The 18115-nt window shown below is 71.1% G+C and carries 18 protein-coding genes; 9 read left to right on the forward strand and 9 right to left on the reverse strand.

The window, feature by feature from the left end; all coding sequences use genetic code 11:
* Window positions 1–123 precede the first annotated feature (123 nt).
* From EIL87_RS09735 to EIL87_RS09745, 3 genes are read right to left on the reverse strand one after another with little or no spacing between them, the layout of a single operon-like run.
* Window positions 124–1188 (reverse strand): prenyltransferase/squalene oxidase repeat-containing protein, encoded by a 1065-nt coding sequence (locus EIL87_RS09735; RefSeq protein ID WP_125089892.1) that lies wholly within the window; start codon window positions 1186–1188, stop codon window positions 124–126.
* Window positions 1175–1897: a class I SAM-dependent methyltransferase gene (locus EIL87_RS09740; RefSeq protein ID WP_233576152.1), complete on the reverse strand. Its 723-nt coding sequence runs from the start codon at window positions 1895–1897 to the stop codon at window positions 1175–1177. Before EIL87_RS09740 ends, EIL87_RS09735 begins: the two co-directional genes overlap by 14 nt.
* A 2-nt stretch (window positions 1898–1899) precedes the next feature.
* On the reverse strand, window positions 1900–3156 hold the full coding sequence (locus EIL87_RS09745; protein WP_125089894.1) for a glycosyltransferase family 4 protein: 1257 nt from the start codon (window positions 3154–3156) through the stop codon (window positions 1900–1902).
* Window positions 3157–3327: 171 nt separating this feature from the next.
* On the opposite strand from EIL87_RS09745, the gene kstR reads away from it, so the two are divergent.
* The gene (gene kstR, locus EIL87_RS09750; protein WP_125089895.1) at window positions 3328–3933 is read left to right on the forward strand and encodes a cholesterol catabolism transcriptional regulator KstR; all 606 of its coding nucleotides are present in this window, start codon (window positions 3328–3330) and stop codon (window positions 3931–3933) included.
* Here the strand turns inward: kstR and EIL87_RS09755 are convergent.
* From EIL87_RS09755 to EIL87_RS09765, 3 genes are all read right to left on the reverse strand, one after another.
* Window positions 3919–4947 carry an MBL fold metallo-hydrolase gene (locus EIL87_RS09755; RefSeq protein WP_125089896.1) on the reverse strand — a complete coding sequence of 343 codons (1029 nt, stop codon included), beginning with the start codon at window positions 4945–4947 and terminating at the stop codon, window positions 3919–3921. The two genes, kstR and EIL87_RS09755, sit on opposite strands and share 15 nt — an antisense overlap.
* Window positions 4948–5003: 56 nt before the next feature.
* A complete protein-coding gene (locus EIL87_RS09760) occupies window positions 5004–5900 on the reverse strand; it encodes an SDR family oxidoreductase (protein ID WP_199740346.1) in 897 nt (298 codons plus the stop codon).
* A 189-nt stretch (window positions 5901–6089) separates the two neighbouring features.
* Window positions 6090–6842, reverse strand: coding sequence for an SDR family oxidoreductase (locus EIL87_RS09765; RefSeq protein WP_125089898.1), 753 nt, complete (start codon window positions 6840–6842; stop codon window positions 6090–6092).
* 94 nt (window positions 6843–6936) lie between these two features.
* Between EIL87_RS09765 and EIL87_RS09770 the strand changes: the two genes are divergently transcribed.
* The 4 genes from EIL87_RS09770 to EIL87_RS09785 are packed head-to-tail and all read left to right on the forward strand — an operon-like array spanning window position 6937 to window position 10360.
* On the forward strand, window positions 6937–7686 hold the full coding sequence (locus EIL87_RS09770; protein WP_125089899.1) for an enoyl-CoA hydratase family protein: 750 nt from the start codon (window positions 6937–6939) through the stop codon (window positions 7684–7686).
* On the forward strand, window positions 7687–8556 hold the full coding sequence (locus EIL87_RS09775; RefSeq protein ID WP_125089900.1) for a CoA transferase subunit A: 870 nt from the start codon (window positions 7687–7689) through the stop codon (window positions 8554–8556).
* Entirely contained in the window at window positions 8553–9296 is a 744-nt protein-coding gene (locus EIL87_RS09780; RefSeq protein ID WP_125089901.1) for a CoA-transferase subunit beta, read from the forward strand. The genes EIL87_RS09775 and EIL87_RS09780 overlap by 4 nt, the downstream gene beginning before the upstream one ends.
* An 11-nt stretch (window positions 9297–9307) precedes the next feature.
* Complete coding sequence (locus EIL87_RS09785) at window positions 9308–10360, forward strand: NAD(P)H-dependent flavin oxidoreductase (protein ID WP_199740347.1); 1053 nt, start codon at window positions 9308–9310, stop codon at window positions 10358–10360.
* A 739-nt stretch (window positions 10361–11099) separates the two neighbouring features.
* Here the strand turns inward: EIL87_RS09785 and EIL87_RS09790 are convergent.
* Genes EIL87_RS09790 through EIL87_RS09800 form a run of 3 tightly spaced genes read right to left on the reverse strand, consistent with a single transcriptional unit; the run spans window position 11100 to window position 13732 of the window.
* Window positions 11100–11726: a TetR/AcrR family transcriptional regulator gene (locus EIL87_RS09790; RefSeq protein ID WP_125089902.1), complete on the reverse strand. Its 627-nt coding sequence runs from the start codon at window positions 11724–11726 to the stop codon at window positions 11100–11102.
* A gap of 45 nt (window positions 11727–11771) precedes the next feature.
* Window positions 11772–12545, reverse strand: coding sequence for an SDR family oxidoreductase (locus EIL87_RS09795; protein ID WP_125089903.1), 774 nt, complete (start codon window positions 12543–12545; stop codon window positions 11772–11774).
* Window positions 12542–13732 (reverse strand): acyl-CoA dehydrogenase family protein, encoded by a 1191-nt coding sequence (locus tag EIL87_RS09800; protein WP_125089904.1) that lies wholly within the window; start codon window positions 13730–13732, stop codon window positions 12542–12544. Before EIL87_RS09800 ends, EIL87_RS09795 begins: the two co-directional genes overlap by 4 nt.
* A 104-nt stretch (window positions 13733–13836) precedes the next feature.
* Here EIL87_RS09800 and EIL87_RS09805 point away from each other — a divergent pair, with 104 nt between their 5' ends.
* The 4 genes from EIL87_RS09805 to EIL87_RS09820 are packed head-to-tail and all read left to right on the forward strand — an operon-like array spanning window position 13837 to window position 17903.
* On the forward strand, window positions 13837–14691 hold the full coding sequence (locus EIL87_RS09805; protein WP_125089905.1) for an enoyl-CoA hydratase: 855 nt from the start codon (window positions 13837–13839) through the stop codon (window positions 14689–14691).
* A 3-nt stretch (window positions 14692–14694) separates the two neighbouring features.
* The gene (locus tag EIL87_RS09810; RefSeq protein ID WP_125089906.1) at window positions 14695–15810 is read left to right on the forward strand and encodes an acyl-CoA dehydrogenase family protein; all 1116 of its coding nucleotides are present in this window, start codon (window positions 14695–14697) and stop codon (window positions 15808–15810) included.
* On the forward strand, window positions 15807–16781 hold the full coding sequence (locus EIL87_RS09815) for an acyl-CoA dehydrogenase family protein (protein ID WP_125089907.1): 975 nt from the start codon (window positions 15807–15809) through the stop codon (window positions 16779–16781). Before EIL87_RS09810 ends, EIL87_RS09815 begins: the two co-directional genes overlap by 4 nt.
* 45 nt (window positions 16782–16826) lie before the next feature.
* A complete protein-coding gene (locus tag EIL87_RS09820; RefSeq protein WP_125089908.1) occupies window positions 16827–17903 on the forward strand; it encodes an acyl-CoA dehydrogenase family protein in 1077 nt (358 codons plus the stop codon).
* The last annotated feature ends 212 nt before the right edge of the window (window positions 17904–18115 follow it).

An 18115-nucleotide genomic window follows, 5' to 3' on the forward strand; every position in this document is an offset into this window, starting at 1 on the left:
TCGAGGGGTGGCGCCCTGCGCAGGGGAGGCACGACCGAGCGCGGGGTGTCCGGTGCGGTCCTCGGACGGCGCAACCCCACTCGACCAGGTGGGGTCCGCTGGTCGAGTGGGGTTGTCGGCGTGTCAGCGGGTGCGCTCGTACTCGCAGCAGGAGGCGTTCTCCACCGGGAGGCCGGTGGGGAGGTCGTCACCCCGGAAGACGCCGTTGCCCCGACTGGTCCGGGTCACGGCGTCGGCGGCGAGGATGACCGCCGCGGCGGTCCAGGACGACTGCTCCTCCGGCCAGCGCTTCCCGTCCGCGAAGACGTAGCCCGTCCAGTAGGAGCCGTCGGGATCGCGCAGGTGCTGCATCGCGGCGAGCTGCTGCACCGCGCGGTCGTGCTCGCCCAGGGCGTCGAGGGACAGCACCAGCTCGCAGGTCTCGGCCCCGGTGACCCACGGGTGGTCGTCGACGCAGCGGATGCCGAGGCCCTCGACGACGAAGTCGTCCCAGCGCTCGTCGATGCGCCGCCGACCGTCCTCGCCTCGGACCGCACCGCCCAGGATCGGGTAGTACCAGTCCATCGAGTACCGCGTCTTCGGCGTGAACGCCTCCGGGTGCTGGCGCAGCGCGTGCCCGAGGTGGCCGACGGCCACCTCCCAGCTCGGCTGCGGCACCCCGACGTGCTCGGCCAGCGCCAGCGCGCACCGCAGGCTCTGGTGGACGCTGGAGCTGCCCGACAGCAGAGCCTCCCCGGTGGGGCCGGCTTCGCCGATGCCCCAGTCGATCTCGCCCCGCGGGTGCTGCGCGGTGAGCACGAAGTCGACGGCGTCGCGCACCACCGGCCACATCCGCTCGGCGAACGAGTCGTCACCGGTGATCAGCACGTGGTGCCACACGCCCACGGCCGGGTAGGCGCAGTAGTTGGTGTCGGCACCGGCGTCCTCCACGACGCCGTCGCGCACCTGCAGCGGCCAGGAACCGTCGGCGCGCTGGGTGCGGCGCAGCCACTCGTAGGCGCGTTCGGCTTCGGTGAGCTGGCCGACCACGGACAACGCCATCGCGCACTCGACGTGGTCCCACGGGTCGGTGTGACCGCCCGGGAACCACGGGATCTCCCCGGAAGGGAGCTGCACGGAGGCGATGGCCTTGCCGGTCTGGACGAGCGCTTCAGCGGAGACGACACCCGGCAGCTCAGGCGCGGGCACTGGCCGCTCCCGGCTTGCCCAGGTAGATCGCGATGCTCTTGCCCGCGACGGGGTTGAGCAGCTTCTCGGCGGTCCGCGAGATCCACGGCGCCTTCATCATGTCCCACACCAGGAACGCGTGGTAGGCCTTGGCCAACGGGTGGTCGTCGTTGTCGGTTCCCACCGCGCACTTGATCCACCAGTACGGCGAGTGCAGCGCGTGCGCGTAGTCGCGGAAGGCGTAGCGCAGCCCGGCGTCGGTGAGCTTGCCGATGAGCTCCTGGGCGGAGTAGATCCGCACGTGCCCGCCCTCGACCTGGTGGTACTCGTCCGACAGCGCCCAGCAGATCCGCTCCGGCCAGGCGCGCGGGACGGTGACCACGACGCGCCCGCCGGGCTTGACCACCCGGACGAGCTCGCGCATCGCCTTCTCGTCCTCGGGGATGTGCTCCAGGATCTCCGAGGCGATGACGACGTCGAACTCGCCGTCGGCGAACGGCAGGGCCAGCGCGTCACCGGAGACGGTCTGGGCCTTGGCGCCCTCGGGCACCTCGCCCTCGTCCTTCATGGCGGCGAACATCGCAGCCACGTTCTCCAGCTCCTCGACGTCCTGGTCGAAGGCGGTGACGTCGGTGCCGCGCCGGTACAGCTCGAAAGCGTGCCGACCGCCGCCGCAGCCGAGGTCCAGCACCCGCTGTCCCGGCCCCACACCGAGCCTGTCGAAGTCCACCGTCAGCAACGCGTTGCTCCCTTCCCAGCGCGCGAGCTGCGCGCGATCGCTTCGGCGTAGCAGTCGACGGTCGCCGCTGCCACGGATTTCCAGCTGTAGCGCGCGAGCACCCGCTCGCGCCCGTTGGCGCCGAGCCGCGCGCGGCGCTCCGGCGAGTCCAGCAGCCGCACCAGCGCGTCGGCCAGCGCTTCGGCATCACCTGGCGGCACCAGGTCGGCGCACTCCCCGTCCGGCCCGGCGACCTCGGGGATGGCTCCGGCACGGCTGGCGACCAGCGGGGTGCCGCAAGCCATCGCCTCCACCGTCGGGAGCGAGAACCCTTCGTAGAGCGAGGGAACGCAGGCGACCTCGGCGGACCCGAACAGCTCGGCCAGCTCCTCGTCGCTGATGCCCTTGACGGTGCGCACCACGTCGCCGATGGCCAGTTCCTCGATGCGCTGCTCGGTCGGTCCACCGGGGGTCAGCTTGCTGACGAGCACCAGCTCGACCTCGCGCTCGGTGCGCAGCTTCGCGACCGCCTCCAGCAGCGTCCCGACACCCTTCATCGGGGTGTCGGCGCTGGCCATGGCCACGATCCGGCCGGGAACCCGCGGCTTCGCGGGCGGGGTGAACACCTCGGCGTCCACGCCCAGCGGCACCACGCGCAGCTGCTCGGGGCTGACGCCGAAGTCGTCACGGATGTCGTCGGCGGAGTTCTGCGAGACCGTCAGCAGCTGCGGGATCTGCCGGGCGACCCTGGCCTGCATGCGGGTGAAGCCGTACCAGCGGCGCACGGTCAGCTTGCGCCACCCCGTGGCGTCGGCGAGGTCCACGCGGCGGTCGTGGGTGATCGGGTGGTGGACGGTCGCGACGAGTGGGACCCCGGCGCGCTGCAACGAGAGCAGGCCGGTGCCCAGGCACTGGTTGTCGTGGACGACGTCGAACTCGTGCGCCCGGGCCTTGAGCAGCCGCGCCGCGCGCATGCTGAAGGTCCTCGGCTCGGGGAAGCCCGCGGTCCACATGGTTCCGACCTCCAGCAGGTCGATGTGGTCGCGCAGCTCGCGCCAGTGCGGGGTGCGGAACGGGTCGTCGTCGTTGTAGAGGTCGAGGCTGTCGATCTTCGTGAGGTCGACCCCGGCGTCCAGGTCCGGGTAGGGCTGCCCGGAGAAGACCTCGACGTGGTGTCCCAGCTCGGCGAGGCCGCGGCTGAGGTAGCGCACGTAGACGCCCTGTCCACCGCAATGCGGTTTGCTCCGATAGGAAAGCAGCGCGATCCGCACGATTCACCTCACACTGCCCGGGGGCCGCGGGCTGGGTAGACTGGAACATGTTTCGGTCGAGGTAACCCGCTTACCTTAACCCGTGAGTAGCCCCGGACGAGGAGTCGCGTGGCGACGAACACGCTTCGCCGCCACCTGATGTCCGTCGAGTGTTCAAGGAGAGCCCGCCCCATGGATAGCCCGCAGAACGTGCTGGAGGCACTCCGGGGCAACGCCACCGGCACCACGGCGCAGGCGGAACGCCGCAAGCGCATCATCGACGCCACCCTCGCGCTGGCGAGCAAGGGCGGCTACGACGCCGTCCAGATGCGCGCGGTCGCGGAGAAGGCCGACGTCGCGCTGGGAACGTTGTACCGGTACTTCCCGTCGAAGATCCACCTGCTGGTGGTCGGCTTGGCGCGGGAGTTCGCCCGCGAGCAGGAGAAGCTGGACCGGTCGAAGATCCCGGGCGACACCGCCTACGAGCGGGTGCTGCACGTGCTCAACCGCACGACCCGCCAGCTGCAGCGCAACCCCGAGCTGACCGAGGCGATGACGAGGGCGTTCATGTTCGCCGACACCTCGGTGGCCAACGAGGTCGACACCGTGGCGCTGCTGATGGAGCACCTGTTCACCCGGGCCATGACGCCCGACGAACCCACCGAGGAGCAGAAGGCGATCGCCCGGGTGATCGGCGACGTCTGGCTGTCCAACCTGGTCGCGTGGGTGACCCGGCGGGCCTCGGCGAGCGACGTGTCCAACCGGCTCGAGCTGACCGTCCGGCTACTGCTGGCGTGAGTACTCCACCGCGTCGCCGTTCTGGGTGGCGGTGAGCTCGCCCCGCCGCACCAGCAGGTCGAGGTGCGCGCTGGTCTCGCCGACGGCCAGCACCTGGTTGAACAGGTCGAGCTCGGTGAAGTGCTTGCCGCGCCGGGTCCAGCTCAGCTTCAGCGCGGCTTCGTAGGCGGTTCCGGCGCCGTCGCGGACGACCTCGGCGGTCTGCATCAGGCGTTCCTCGTGGTGGTCCAGCAGTTCCGCGATGCGCTGGTGCGAGCTCCCGCCGACGGGCCCGTGCGCCGGCAGCAGGCGCAGGTCGGGGTAGGTCTGCATGAGCCGCAGCGAGTCCAGGAAGTCCCCGAGCGGCAGCTCCGGGCGGGCCGATTCGACGCCGATCGAGGGCGTGATGTGCGGCAGGACGTGGTCGCCGGAGAACAGCACCTGCGAGTCGGCGTCGACGAAGACGACGTGCCCGCGGGTGTGCCCGGGAGTGGGCACGGCCAGCAGGGTGCGGGAGCCGAGCGGGATCTCGACCTTGCCGTGCAGCCACTCGTCCGGCGGCTCGTAGGGGTTCTCGCCCCGGGGCTCCGGCGGTTTCCCGCCGTAGGCCTCGGCGAGCTTGCCGATCAGCTCGTCGGCGCCCCAGCGCTGCAATCGCCGCAGCTCGGCGAGTTCGGTGCCCCCGGCGAGGATCGCCTCCATCGTGGGCTGCTCGCCCGCCCCGAGGCTGATCTTGGAGCCGAAGGTGCGGCGCAGCTGCACGGCGAGCGTGTAGTGGTCGCGGTGCACGTGCGTGACCAGGAACCGCTGCACGTCGGCGAAGTCGTGGCCGATCTCGCCGAGCCCCTTCTCCAGTTGGGTGCGGGCCTCCTCCAGCGCCCACCCGGAGTCGATGAGCACCAGCCCGTCGGAGTCCTCGATGGCGTAGACGTTGACCGCGCGCAGCCCGTCGTTGGGCAGCGGCAGCGGGATCCGGTGCACGCCGAGACCTACCTGCTCGACCCCAGGCTCGATCCACGCGTGCCGATCGCTCACCGCTGTCCTCCGAGGCTCGACGTAACTCCGAAGAAGAGGTGTACCACCCCGCTCGATCAGGTGCCGTGCACGGGGTCCGGAACCGGAGCCTTGGCCAGCAGTTCGGAGACGACGGGTCCGAGTTCCCCGGCCTCCCACCGCCGGCCCGCGTCGCGGGAAGGCCCGCGGGTCCAGCCCGTGGCGAGGGTGATGTCCCCGCCGGCGACCTCGAAGACCCGGCCGGTGACCTCGCCGGACTCGACGCTGCCGAGCCAGGCGACCAGCGGCGACACGTTCTCCGGCGCCATCTCGTCGAAGCCCTGCTCGGGCTGGGCCATCATGTCGGCGAAGACGGTCTCGGTCATGCGGGTGCGCGCCGAGGGGGCGATGGCGTTGACGGTGACCCCGTAGCGGGCGAGTTCGGCGGCGGTGTTGAGGGTGAGCGCGATGATGCCCGCCTTGGCCGCCGCGTAGTTGCTCTGCCCGACGCTGCCCAGCAGCCCCGCCCCGGACGTCGTGTTGATGATCCGCGCCTGCACGGGCTCGCCCGCCTTCGACCGGTCCCGCCAGTGCTGCGCGGCGTGCCGCATCGTCGCGGCGTGGCCCTTCAGGTGCACCCGGATGACTTGGTCCCACTCCTCCTCGGCGAGGTTGACGAACATCCGGTCGCGCACGAACCCGGCGTTGTTCACCAGCACGTCGAGGCGGCCGAACCGCTGCACGGCGAACTGCACGAGCTCCTGCGCCTGCTCCCAGTCGGCGACGTCGGCGCCGTGCACCTCGGCCTGACCGCCCAGCTCCCGGATCTCGGCCGCGACCTCCGCGGCCGCGGACCCGTCGCCACCGCTGCCGTCCAGCTGCACCCCGATGTCGTTGACGACGACGGCCGCCCCTTGCCGCGCGAACTCCCACGCGTGCGCCCGCCCGAGCCCGCGCGCACCTCCGGTCACGATCACGACCCGGTCTTCACAAATCACGTGCTACCTCCTGGAAGTACTTGCGGACACCCGAGTCCGCTGGCCCCTGCACCCCCGGAACCCGAACCGCAGGCCATGACTCGGTTCGGAGCTCGATCACCGCGGTCTTCCGAGTCGCGTTGCGACTACCGGAGTTGTCCGGGCTCTCGGGTGAGGAACGGCAGGGGTGGCCGGGTGGACGTTCGATCACGAGCGGACTGCGTTGAGGTAAGCCGTTCGCTCGCCGCCACCGTCGACGGTGAGCGTCGAGCCGCTGACGTAGGACGCCAGTGGCGAGGCCAGGAAGAGGCTGGCGTTGCCCACGTCGGACGGTTCGGCCAAGCGCCCCAAGGGGACGATCGAGGACAGGTCGGCGTCGCCGTAGTGGTCGGCCTGGTCGTCCGAGCGCACCAGGCCGACGACGACGCCGTTGACGCGGACGTCCGGGGCGAACTCCTGGGCCAGCGTGGCGGTGAGGTTGTCCAACCCCGCCTTGGCCGCGCCGTAAGCCGCGGTGCCCGGTGAGGGACGGTGTCCGGAGACGCTGCTGATGTTGACGATCGAGCCGCGCGAGGCCGCCAGCGCTTCCCGCGCGTGCTGGGCCAGCAGCAGCGGCGCGAGTAGGTTGAGCTCGAGGACCTTGCGGTGCAACCGGATCGACGCGCTCGCCGTGTCGGCGACGGGCGTGCCGCCGGCGTTGTTGACCAGCACGTCCAGCCGCCCGGAACGCTGCAGGACACCACTGACGAGGTCGGCGACCTGGTCGTTCTCGCGGACGTCGACCTGCGTGAAGTGCGCCGTGGCCGGACCGTGCGCGGGCAGCACCTCGACCGATTTCCGGGCGCAGACGTGAACTTCCGCGCCTGCGCGCAGGAACGTCTCGGCGATGCCCGCGCCGATGCCGCGCGTTCCGCCGGTCACCAGCACGACCTTGCCGGTCAGGTCGATCTCGATGCCCATCCGCCGCTCCCTGCGTGTTCGCCCCTGGCGGGGTGTCCTGCGGTGTTGCTACGGTAACAACCCAACCAAACAAGTGCTAGGTTTGGCAGGTGGCATGGGCACGCACATCGAACGGCGGGGCGGCGGGATCGTCGTCCTCACCGTCGACCACCCCCCGGTGAACGCACTGCCGGTCGAGGGTTGGTTCGAGCTCGCCGAGGCGCTGCGCGACAGCGGTGCCGATCCGCAGACCCGGGTCGTGGTGCTGCGCGCCGAAGGGCGCGGCTTCAACGCGGGTGTCGACATCAAGGAACTGGCCGCCGATCCCGGCCACGACAAGCTCGTCGCCGTCAACAACGGTTGCTACGAGGCGTTCAAGGCCGTCTACGAGTGCCCGGTGCCGGTGATCAGCGCGGTGCACGGCTTCTGCGTCGGCGGCGGCATCGGGTTGGTCGGCAACTCCGACGTGATCGTCGCCAGCGACGACGCCACCTTCGGCCTGCCCGAGGTCGACCGGGGCGCGCTGGGGGCGGCCACGCACCTGTCCCGGCTGGTGCCGCAGCACATGATGCGCGCGATGTTCTACACCGGGCAGACCGCCACCGCGCAGCAGCTGGCCGAGTTCGGCTCGGTGCACGACGTCGTTGCGCGCGAAGGACTCCTGGACGCGGCGCTGGCGGTGGCCGCCGACATCGCGGCGAAGGACCCGCTGGTGATCCGCAAGGCCAAGGCCGCGCTCAACGGCATCGACCCGGTCGACGTCAACCGCAGCTACCGGTTCGAGCAGGGCTTCACCTTCGAGCTCAACCTCACCGGGGTGTCGGACGCGATCCGCGCCGAGTTCGGCCGCGAGAAGGAGGCGTAGGTGCAGGACAAGCAGCTGACCGTCGACGAGGTGGTCTCCCACCTGCGCGACGGCATGACGATCGGCATCGGTGGCTGGGGCTCCCGGCGCAAACCGATGGCCCTGGTGCGCGCGATCCTTCGCTCGGACGTGAAGGACCTGACGCTGGTGTCCTACGGCGGGCCCGACGTCGGACTGCTGTGCGCCGCGGGCAAGCTCCGCAAGCTCGTGCACGGGTTCGTCTCGCTCGACTCGGTCCCGCTCGACCCGCACTTCCGCGCGGCCCGCCAGCGGGGTGAGCTCGAGGTCGCCGAGTACGACGAGGGGATGGTGCTCGCCGGGTTGCGCGCCGCAGCGGCGCGCCTGCCGTTCCTGCCCACCCGCGCGGGGCTCGGTTCCGACGTGATGGCGCTCAACCCCGGTCTGCGCACCGTCCGATCCCCCTACGCCGACGGTGAAGAGCTGGTCGCGATGCCAGCGCTGCACCTCGACGTCGCGCTGGTGCACATGAACCGCGCGGACCGCTACGGCAACGGCCAGTACCTCGGGCCCGACCCGTTCTTCGACGACCTGATGTGCGCGGCCGCTGAGCGCAGCTTCCTCAGCTGCGAGCGGCTCGTGCCCACTGAAGAGCTCACCGAGACCGCTCCCCCGCAGTCGCTGCTGATCAACCGGCTCTACCCGCAGGGTGTGGTGGAAACGCCGAACGGCGCCCACTTCACCAGCTGCACGCCGGACTACGGCCGCGACGAGGCGTTCCAGCGCCACTACGTCGCCAGCGCGAAACCCGGCCAGTGGGACGCGTTCCGCGCCGAGTTCCTCGACGGCGACGAGGCGGACTACCAGGCGGCGGTCGAGAAGTTCCACGCGCGCGCGGAGGTGCCGGCATGACGATCACCAGGGCCGAGGTCTGCGCGGTGGCCTGCGCGGACAGCTTCGCCGACGCCGGGACGGTCATCGCCTCCCCGTTCGGCACGATCCCCTCGATCGGAGCCAGGCTGGCGAGGCTGACCAGCGCGCCGGAGCTGCTGCTCACCGACGGCGAAGCGATGCTCATGGCCGAAACCCCGCCGCTGGGCGAGGAATCCACCGCCACGGTCGAGGGATGGCTGCCCTACGGCAGGGTCCTCGACCTGCTCGCCGGTGGCAAGCGCCGGGTGATGATGGGCGCGTCGCAAGTGGACCGGTTCGGCAACCAGAACATCTCCCGCATCGGCGACTGGGCGCAGCCCAAGGTGCAGCTGATCGGCGTGCGCGGGGCGCCGGGCAACTCGGTCAACCACACCACGAACTACTGGATCCCCAACCACAGCACCAAGATCTTCGTGGAAACCGTCGACCTGGTGGCCGGTGTTGGCCACGACCGGGCGCGCCAGTCCGGAGCGAAGTACCACGACGTGCAGGTGGTGGTGACCGACCTGGCCGTGCTGGACTTCCAGGGGCCCGAGGGCGCGATGCGGCTGCGCTCGGTGCACCCGGGGGTGAGCGTGGCGGAGGTCCAGGAGAAGACCGGCTTCGAGCTCGTCGTCGAGGAGGTCGCCGAAACCCGGCTGCCCACCGACGAGGAACTGGCCCTGGTCCGCGACCGGATCGACCCGAAGTCGTTGCGGGACAAGGAGGTCCCGGCGTGATCGAGCAACAGCTGCGCACGCCGCTGTGCGACCTGACCGGCGTGCGCCACCCGGTCGTGCAGACCGGCATGGGCTGGGTCGCCGGGCCGAGCCTGGTCTCGGCGACCGCCAACGCGGGCGGGCTCGGTGTGCTCGCCTCGGCGACGATGACGCTGGAGCAGCTCACCGACGCGGTCCGCGAGGTCAAGGAGCGCACCGGCGAGCCGTTCGGGGTGAACCTGCGCGCCGACGCCGGTGACGCCGAGGAGCGTGTCGACCTGCTCATCCGCGAGGGCGTGAAGGTGGCCTCGTTCGCCCTGGCACCCTCGCAACGGCTGATCGGCAAGCTCAAGGACGCCGGAGTCGTGGTGGTGCCGTCCATCGGCGCTCGACGGCACGCCGAGAAGGTCGCCGCGTGGGGTGCCGACGCGGTGCTGGTGCAGGGCGGCGAGGGCGGTGGGCACACCGGGGCGGTAGCGACCACGTTGCTGGTCCCGCAGGTGGTGGACGCGGTGGACATCCCGGTGATCGCCGCGGGCGGCTTCTTCGACGGCCGCGGGCTGGCCGCCGCGCTGTGCTACGGCGCGGCCGGCGTGGCGATGGGCACCCGCTTCCTGCTCACCACCGACAGCCGCGTTCCCGACGAGGTCAAGCAGTCCTACCTGCGCGCGCAGGTCGGCGACACGGTCGTGACGTCCAAGGTGGACGGTCTTCCGCACCGGATGCTGCGCACCGAGCTCACCGAGTCCACCGAGTCCCAGGGCCTGCTCCGGCGGCTTCCCCAGGCGCTGCGGCGAGCGGTCGCGTTCAAGGCGCTCACCGGGATGAGCTGGCGGCAGCTCATCGCCGACGGCCTCGCCATGCGCAAGGCGCAGCAGCTCCCGCTCCACCGGGTCCTGCTGGCCGCCAACACCCCGATGCTCATCAAGTCGGCCCTCGTCGAAGGCCACCCCGAGGCGGGCGTCCTCCCGGCGGGCCAGGTCGTCGGCATGATCGACGAGCTCCCGAGCTGCGAGAAGCTCATCGACACCCTCGTCACCGAAGCCCGCGACACCCTCCGCAGAACAAGCTCCCTCACACCCTGACCCCAACTCCGCGCGAAGTCCGACCCCCGAGCCCCGAGCCCCCGGCCGAGAGGCGCGAGGTTTCGGGCCGGGGGCTCTCGGCCGGCTGCGAGGCGAGGCCCAGCCCCGCGACAAGGCCGGCCCGAGGCCCACCCGAGCACCAGGCTCGTCATGAAGGCGAGCACGCCGAGCCCGCTCGGAGGCACCTTCCCACTTCGCGCGAAGTTCAACGCTCGAGGTTCAGGCTCCCACTTCGCGCGAAGTTCGACGTGCGAAGTGGGGGCGTGGACTTCGGACTCGAACCTCGCGCGGAGTTCGAGGCACCCCCCGCCAGGGCGATCACGGAGCACACCCGCCCGACCGGAGCGGGCACAGCACGCTCGGGTGAAGAATTCGAACTTCGCGCGAGATTCGACCTCCGAAGTCTCCCCTCGAACCTCGCGCGACATGGGAACTCCTCCCACCCAGCCCGGCGAGTCGGGACTCCCGTCACCTGGGGGGAAGCGTCGGGGCTCTCCTCGCCTGGCGGCTCGGCGCGTCGGAACTGCCCCATGTCGCGGGGGCGAGCTGGGAGTCCCGCGGCCTCACCCGTTGAGTCGGAACTCCCCATGTGACCCGGGGTCTCGTTTCCGAGGCGGCCAGGTGCGTGTGGGACTGGTTCAGGTGAGCGGGTGTGCCCACGTGGTTCCCGAGGGGACGGGGTGGTGAACGCTTCAGGCGCCGGGTGCTCGTCGAACTCCCCGCCGCAGGCGGGGGCGGGTCAGCGGGTGACGATGCCGTCGCAGAGGATGTTGATGTACTGGTCCGCGATGGACTTGATGCTGAGCTTCCCGTTCGGGTTGTACCAGTGGACGGTCGTCCAGACCGTGTCGCGGATGAAGCGGTAGGTGAGCTTGAGGTTGAGGTCCTCGCGGAACACCCCGGTCTTCTGCCCTTCCTGCAGCACGCGCAACCACGTCTTCTCGAACTCGTCGGCCACGCCGGGCAGGTAGTCGAAGCGTTCGAACTGGGCCAGGTAGTTGGCCTCGTTCTGGAAGATCGCGATCGCGGCCGGGTGCTTGCGCAGTGCCGCGTACGAGCGCTTGATCAGTTCGGTGAGCGCGGTGCGCGGGTCCGGAGCCTCCTCGATGATCTTGGCGTTGGCCTGCCGCTGGTCGTCGAGGAACTCGCGCAGGATCTCGTCCACCATCGCCTCCTTGGAGTCGAAGTGGTGGTAGAGGCTGCCCGAGAGGATGCCGGCCGCCTCGGCGATGTCGCGGACCGTGGTCGCCAGGAACCCACGGGTGGCGAACAGCTCACCGGCGATGGCGAGCAGTTCGGCACGGCGTTCGGAGCCGTTCTCCCGCGGCGAGCGGGTGCGTGCGGACAAGCGCTTGGTCGAGACCACGGGGCCATCCTCTCAAAGCCGCTCCGGCGGCGCGCGCCGGAGGGTTCACGGGTGCTGGTTGGAGACCGAGATGACCTCGCCGGTGAGGTACGTCGAGTAGTCCGAGGCCAGGAAGACGATCACGTTGGCGATCTCCCACGGCTCGGCGGAGCGGCCGAACGCCTCGCGTTCGGTGAGGGTGGCCAGCAGGTCGTCGGAGGTGACCTTGGCCAGGTTCTCGTGCATCACCAGGCTCGGGGCCACGGCGTTGATCCGGACACCGAGCTCAGCGGCGTCCATCGCGGCGCACCGGGTCAACGCCATGACGCCGGCCTTGGCCGCGGCGTAGTGGGACTGCCCGGCCTGGGCCCGCCAGCCCACCACGGAGGCGTTGTTGACCACGACGCCCGGGTTGCCCTGCTCGCGGAAGAGCCGGGTGGCGGCGCGGGTGCAGCGGAAGGTGCCGCCGAGGGTGACGTCGACGACCTTGTCCCACTGCTCGTCGGTCATCTCCAAGATCGAGGCCGTGCCGCCCAGGCCCGCGTTATTGACCACCACGTCGACCTGACCGAAGGTGCTGGTGGCGGTGTCGAACATCCGCTGCACCTGGGACTCGTCGGTCACGTCGCAGGCCACCGAGGCGACCTCGGCACCGGGCAGCTCGGCGAGTTCGGCGCGGGTCTCGCCGAGCCGGCGCTCGTGCCGGTCGCTGATGAGCACCCGGGCGCCTTCCTCGAGCATCCGGCGCGCCACGGCGGAGCCGATCCCGGTTCCCGCGGCCGCGGTGACGACCGCGGTCTTGCCGTTGAGCAGTCCGTGCGCGGGCGGTGCCTGGGTCATCGGGAGCCCTCCTGGGGTCGGGGTTCGCGCGGCAGGCCGAGCACCCGCTCGGCGATGATGTTGCGCTGGATCTCGTTGGAGCCGCCGTAGATCGTGTCGGCGCGGGTGAACAGGAACAGCCGCTGCCGGCTGTCGAGGTCGTAGGGCTCGCCCTGGGCGACGAGGCCGTCGGCACCGGCCACCGCCATGGCGAGCTCGCCGAGGTCGCGGTGGAAGTTCGACCACAGCAGCTTGACCACGGAGGACTCGGGACCGGGCGGGCCGTCGGCGCCGAGCAGCCGGAAGACGGTGCAGCGCAGCGCTTCCAGGTCGGTCCACGCGCGGGCGATGCGATCGCGCAGCAGCGGGTCGTCGATCGCGCCGTTGGCGCGGGCCTGCTCGGTGATCTCGGCGAGTTCCCGGCGGAAGACGACCTGCTGGTCGACGGTGCCGATGCCGCGCTCGAAGCCGAGCGTGCCCATCGCGACCTTCCAGCCCTGCCCGACCTCACCGACGACGTGCCCGGTCGCGGTGCGGGCGTCGTCGAAGAACACCTCGTTGAACTCCGAGGTGCCGGTGAGCTGCGTGATCGGCCGCACCCGGACGCCGGGCTGGTCCATCGGCACCAGGAAGTAGGACAACCCCTGGTGGCGACGCTGGTCGGGGTCGGTGCGGGCGAGCACGAAGCACCAGTCGGCGACGTGCGCCATCGACGTCCACACCTTCTGCCCGTTGAGCACCCACTCGTCGCCCTCCAGGCGCGCGGTGGTGGCGACGTTGGCGAGGTCGGAACCGGCTCCGGGTTCGGAGTAGCCCTGGCACCACAGCTCGCGCGCGCCGACGATCTCGGGCAGGAACCGCTTCTGCTGCTCGGGAGTGCCGAACGCCATCAGGGTCGGCCCGAGCAGTTCCTCGCCGATGTGGCCGACCCGTACCGGGGCCTGGGCGCGGGCGTACTCCTCGTGGAAGACGACCTGCTGCTGGACGGAGGCGTCGCGCCCGCCGAACTCCGCAGGCCACCCGAGGCAGGTCCAGCCGTGCTCGGCGAGCAACCTGTCCCAGGCCAGCCGCACGTCGAAGCCCTCGTGCTCCCGTCCCGGCCCGCCGAGCCCCCGAGCTTCGGCGAACTCGCCGGTCAGGTGCTCGGACAACCACTGCCGGACTTCGCGGCGGAAGGCCGCTTCCTCGGCGCTGTCGGTGAGGTCCACAACCGCCTCCTCGGCGTCGTTCCCGCGCGCTCACTCTACCAAGCACTTGCTTGTTCGGCTAACCTCGACGTGCCGTGATCGCAAGGCCGAGCTAGGAGCGCCCGATGGCAGCAGAACGAGCGGTCGTCACCTACGAAGTCCAGGACCAGGTCGCCGTGGTGACGATGAACCGGCCCGACTACCGCAACGCCCAGAACTCGGTGATGACCTACGCGCTCGACGACGCGTTCTACCGCGCGTGCGAGGACGGCCAGGTCAAGGTCATCGTGCTGGCGGGCGAGGGCAAGCACTTCTCCGCCGGGCACGACATCGGCTCCCCCGAGCGCGACATCGACGTCAGCTACCCGCGCCGGGCGGGGTTGTGGTGGGACCACACCAAGCACGCCGGCGGCGAGTCCCGCTTCGCCCGCGAGCAGGAGGTCTACCTGGGCATGTGCCGCCGGTGGCGGGAGATGCCCAAGCCCGTGATCGCCTCGGTGCAGGGCGCCTGCGTGGCCGGTGGCCTGATGCTGGCCTGGGTGTGCGACCTGATCGTGGCCAGCGAGGACGCGTTCTTCGCCGACCCCGTGGTGAAGATGGGCATCCCGGGCGTGGAGTACTTCGCGCACCCGTGGGTGCTGGGTCCCCGCATCGCCAAGGAGTTCCTGTTCACCGGCAAGCGGATGAGCGCCCAGCGCGCCTACGAGATCGGCATGGTCAACCAGGTCGTGCCACGCGAGGACCTCTCCGAAGCCACCACGCAGCTGGCCCGCAGCGTGGCGGAGATGCCGCTGTTCGGGCTGTCGCTGACCAAGAAGGCCATCAACCAGGCCGAGGACCTGATGGGCATGCAGAGCGGGATGGATTCGGCTTTCGGCCTGCACCACTTCGCCCACGCCCACAACGCCGAGGTCGGGAAGGACTCGTTGGCGGGCATGGACGCACGCAGCATGAAGAAGTCCAACGAGGAGCGTGGGTGAGCCGTGGATCTGTCGTTCTCGGACTCCGACCTGGCCTTCCGCGACGAGGTGAGGGCGTGGCTGCGCGAGCACGTGCCCGCTGAACCGCTGCCGTCGCTGGAGACCGCGGAGGGTTTCGCCGCACACCGGGAGTGGGAGGCGCTGCTGCACTCGGCCGGGCTGTCGGTGGTGTCGTGGCCGGAGGAGTTCGGCGGTCGCGGTGCCTCGCTGCTGCAGTGGGTCCTCTTCGAGGAGGAGTACTACGCGGCCGGCGCACCGGGCCGGGTCAGCCAGAACGGCATCTTCCTGCTGGCACCCACGCTCTTCGAGCACGGCACGCCCGAGCAGAAGCAGCGCTACCTGCCGAGGATGGCCGCCGCCGAGGACATCTGGGCGCAGGCGTGGTCCGAACCCGAAGCGGGCAGCGACCTCGCGAGCATCCGCTCGACCGCGCGGCGGGTCGACGGCGGCTGGCTGCTCAGCGGGAACAAGACGTGGAGCTCGCGCGCGGCGTTCGCCGACCTCGCCTTCGGCCTGTTCCGCAGCGACCCCGACGCGCCCCGGCACAAGGGGCTGACCTACTTCCTGTTCCCGCTGGACGCGCCCGGTGTGACGGTGCGGCCGATCCAGCGCATCGACGGCAAACCGGCGTTCGCGGAGCTGTTCCTCGACGAGGTCTTCGTGCCCGACGAGGACGTGCTGGGCGGTGTCGGCGACGGCTGGCGGGTCGCGATGAGCACCGCCAGCAACGAACGCGGCCTCACGCTGCGCAGCCCCGGCCGCTTCCTGGCCACCGCACGGCGGCTCCTCGACGTCCCCGGGGCGCTGGAGGACGACCGGGTGGTGGACTCCTGGGTGTCCGCGCAGGCCTACCGGCTGGCGACCTTCGAGACGGTCACGAAGGTCCTCGACGGCGCAGGACTGGGCGCGGAGGCGAGCCTGAACAAGGTCTTCTGGTCCGAACTGGACACCACCCTGCACGAAACCGCTTGGGACCTGCTGGGCCCGGCGGCGGAGAGCAGTGCGTGGGTCGAGGGCTACTTGTTCTCGCTGGCCGGGCCGATCTACGCCGGGACCAACGAGATCCAGCGCAACATCGCCGCCGAGCGCGTGCTCGGCCTGCCGAGGGGGTCGCGATGAGGTTCGTCCTCGAAGCCGAGCAGCAGGACATGGCCGACACGCTGCGCTCGCTGCTCACCACCGCCGACGTGCCGGCCATCGCCCGCTCCTGGGTCGACGGCGACGGCGAGGAGTGGCGGAAGCTGTGGCAGAGCCTGGGCGACCTCGGCGTCACCGGCCTCACCCTGCCCGAGGAACGCGGCGGTCTCGGGCTCGGCACCGTGGAGCTGACCGTCTGCCTCCAGGAGTTCGGCTACGCCGGGCTGCCGGGTCCGGTGGTCGAGTCGCTCGCACTGCTGCCCGCGCTGCTGCCCGACCTCACCGCCGACACGGTGGTGCGCACGGCCGTGGTGGAGCCGCACGTGCCCTGCGCGCTCGACGCCGACCTCGCCGACGAGGTCTACGCCTGCGGGCCAGGGGCGAGCCGACGGCTCACCGGGCTCTCGTTGCAGCGCACGGACTCCTTCGACCCCGCGCGGCGGCTGTTCGAGGTGGCGGCCGCCGGAGGCGAAGACGTCCCCGGCGCAGACTTCGAGCGGGGCTTCGACCTCGCGGTGCTGGGATGCGCGGCGTACCTGCTCGGGCTCGGACACCGGATGCTCGACCTGGCCACCGAGCACGTCACGCACCGGCAGCAGTTCGGCCGACCGGTCGGTGAGTTCCAGGCGGTCAAGCACCACCTCGCCAACGCCCTGCTCAAGCTGGAGTTCGCGCGGCCCCTCATCCGGGGCGCGGCGCTGGCGGCCGACACCGCCCACGCCGGCCGGGACGCCTCGGCGGCCAAGCTCGCCGCGGGTGAAGCGGCCCACCTCACCGCCCGCACCGCGCTGCAGGTCCACGGCGCCATCGGCTACACCGCCGAGCACGACCTGCACCGCTTCTTGACCAAGACCGCCGCCCTGCGCCAGTCCTGGGGCACTCCCGCCTGGCACCGCCGGCGGATCGCGGCAGCCCTGTCCACCGACCCGGAGACGCCCATCGGAAGCCCCTGACCGCGCGCACGTCAACGGGTGGTACTTCGGCACTGGGAGGTTGTTGTGCGGTTCGCGTTCACCGAGGAGCAGGAAGAGCTCCGCAGCGTCGTGCGGCGGTTGGTCGATCGTCGCGGTGGGCCCGAGGTCCACGAGCCCGACGCCGTGCTGGAGGGGTTCGACCGGCAGGTGTGGTCGCAGCTCGCCGAGCAGGTGGGGGCGCACTCGCTGGGCATCCCCGAGGAGTGCGGCGGCGGCGGGTTCAGCCTGCTCGAGACGTTGATCGTGGTGGAGGAGCTCGGTCGGCGGCTGTCGGACATCCCCTTCCTGGGCAGCGTGGTCCTCGCCGCCGAGGCGGTGCTGGCCGCCGGCGACCGGGCGGCGTCCGAACGGCTCCTCCCGGGCATCGCCTCCGGCGAGCGGGTGGTCTCGCTCGCGTGGGCCGAGCCGGAGATCGGGTGGGAGTGCGGCGATCTGCGCACCACCGCCCGCCGCGACGGTGACGCGTGGTCGCTCAACGGCCGCAAGGTGCACGTGCTCGACGGCGCCCAGGCCGACGCGGTGCTGGTGCTGGCCACCGCGGAGGGGCGGCCAGCCCTGTTCGAGGTGGAGGCACCCGAGGTCGTCCCGGCCGCACCGCTGGACTTGACCCGGCGGATGGCCGAGGTCCGCCTGGACCGCACCCCCGCGCGGCTGCTGGGCACGCCGTCGGTGCAGCGCATCGTCGACGTCGCCGCGGCCGCGGTGGCGGCAGAGTCGGTGGGCGCCGCGCAGCGGTGGCTGCACGAGACGGTGGAGTACACCAAGGTGCGCACCCAGTTCGGCCGCCCGATCGGCTCGTTCCAAGCGCTCAAGCACCGGCTGGCCGACTGCTACGTGGCCGTGGAAGCCGCCCGCTCGCTGTCCTACGCCGCATCCTGGGCGGTGTCCACTCAGGACGAGCGGGCGAGCGGACTTGCGGCGATGGCGAAATCGGCGTGCACCGAGGCCTACCGCGCGATCGCCGCCGAAGGGATCCAGCTGCACGGTGGCATCGGGATCACCTGGGAGCACGAAGCGCACCTGCACCTCAAACGCGCCCACGCCAACACCCAGCTGTTCGGCACCCCCAGGAACCACCGCGCGACGCTCCTGACCGCCTAGGCAGCCGCTCCGCACGCAGCGGGGAACGAGCGGCACCTCGTGCACCGCTCGTGGCGCACGCCTAGCGCACGGCACCCCGAGTCACCCGATCAGGCGGGGGCTGACATGTCGCGCGACATGTCAGCCCCCGCCTGATCGGGTGAGAAGGCCGGCTGAACTCCCCTGCCGCACACGGCGCCGGATCCTGGGCTTTTTCCCTCGACAGCGCGGAA

This window comes from Saccharopolyspora rhizosphaerae (genome assembly GCF_003931915.1).
GTDB classification, from domain to species: Bacteria; Actinomycetota; Actinomycetes; order Mycobacteriales; family Pseudonocardiaceae; genus Saccharopolyspora; species Saccharopolyspora rhizosphaerae.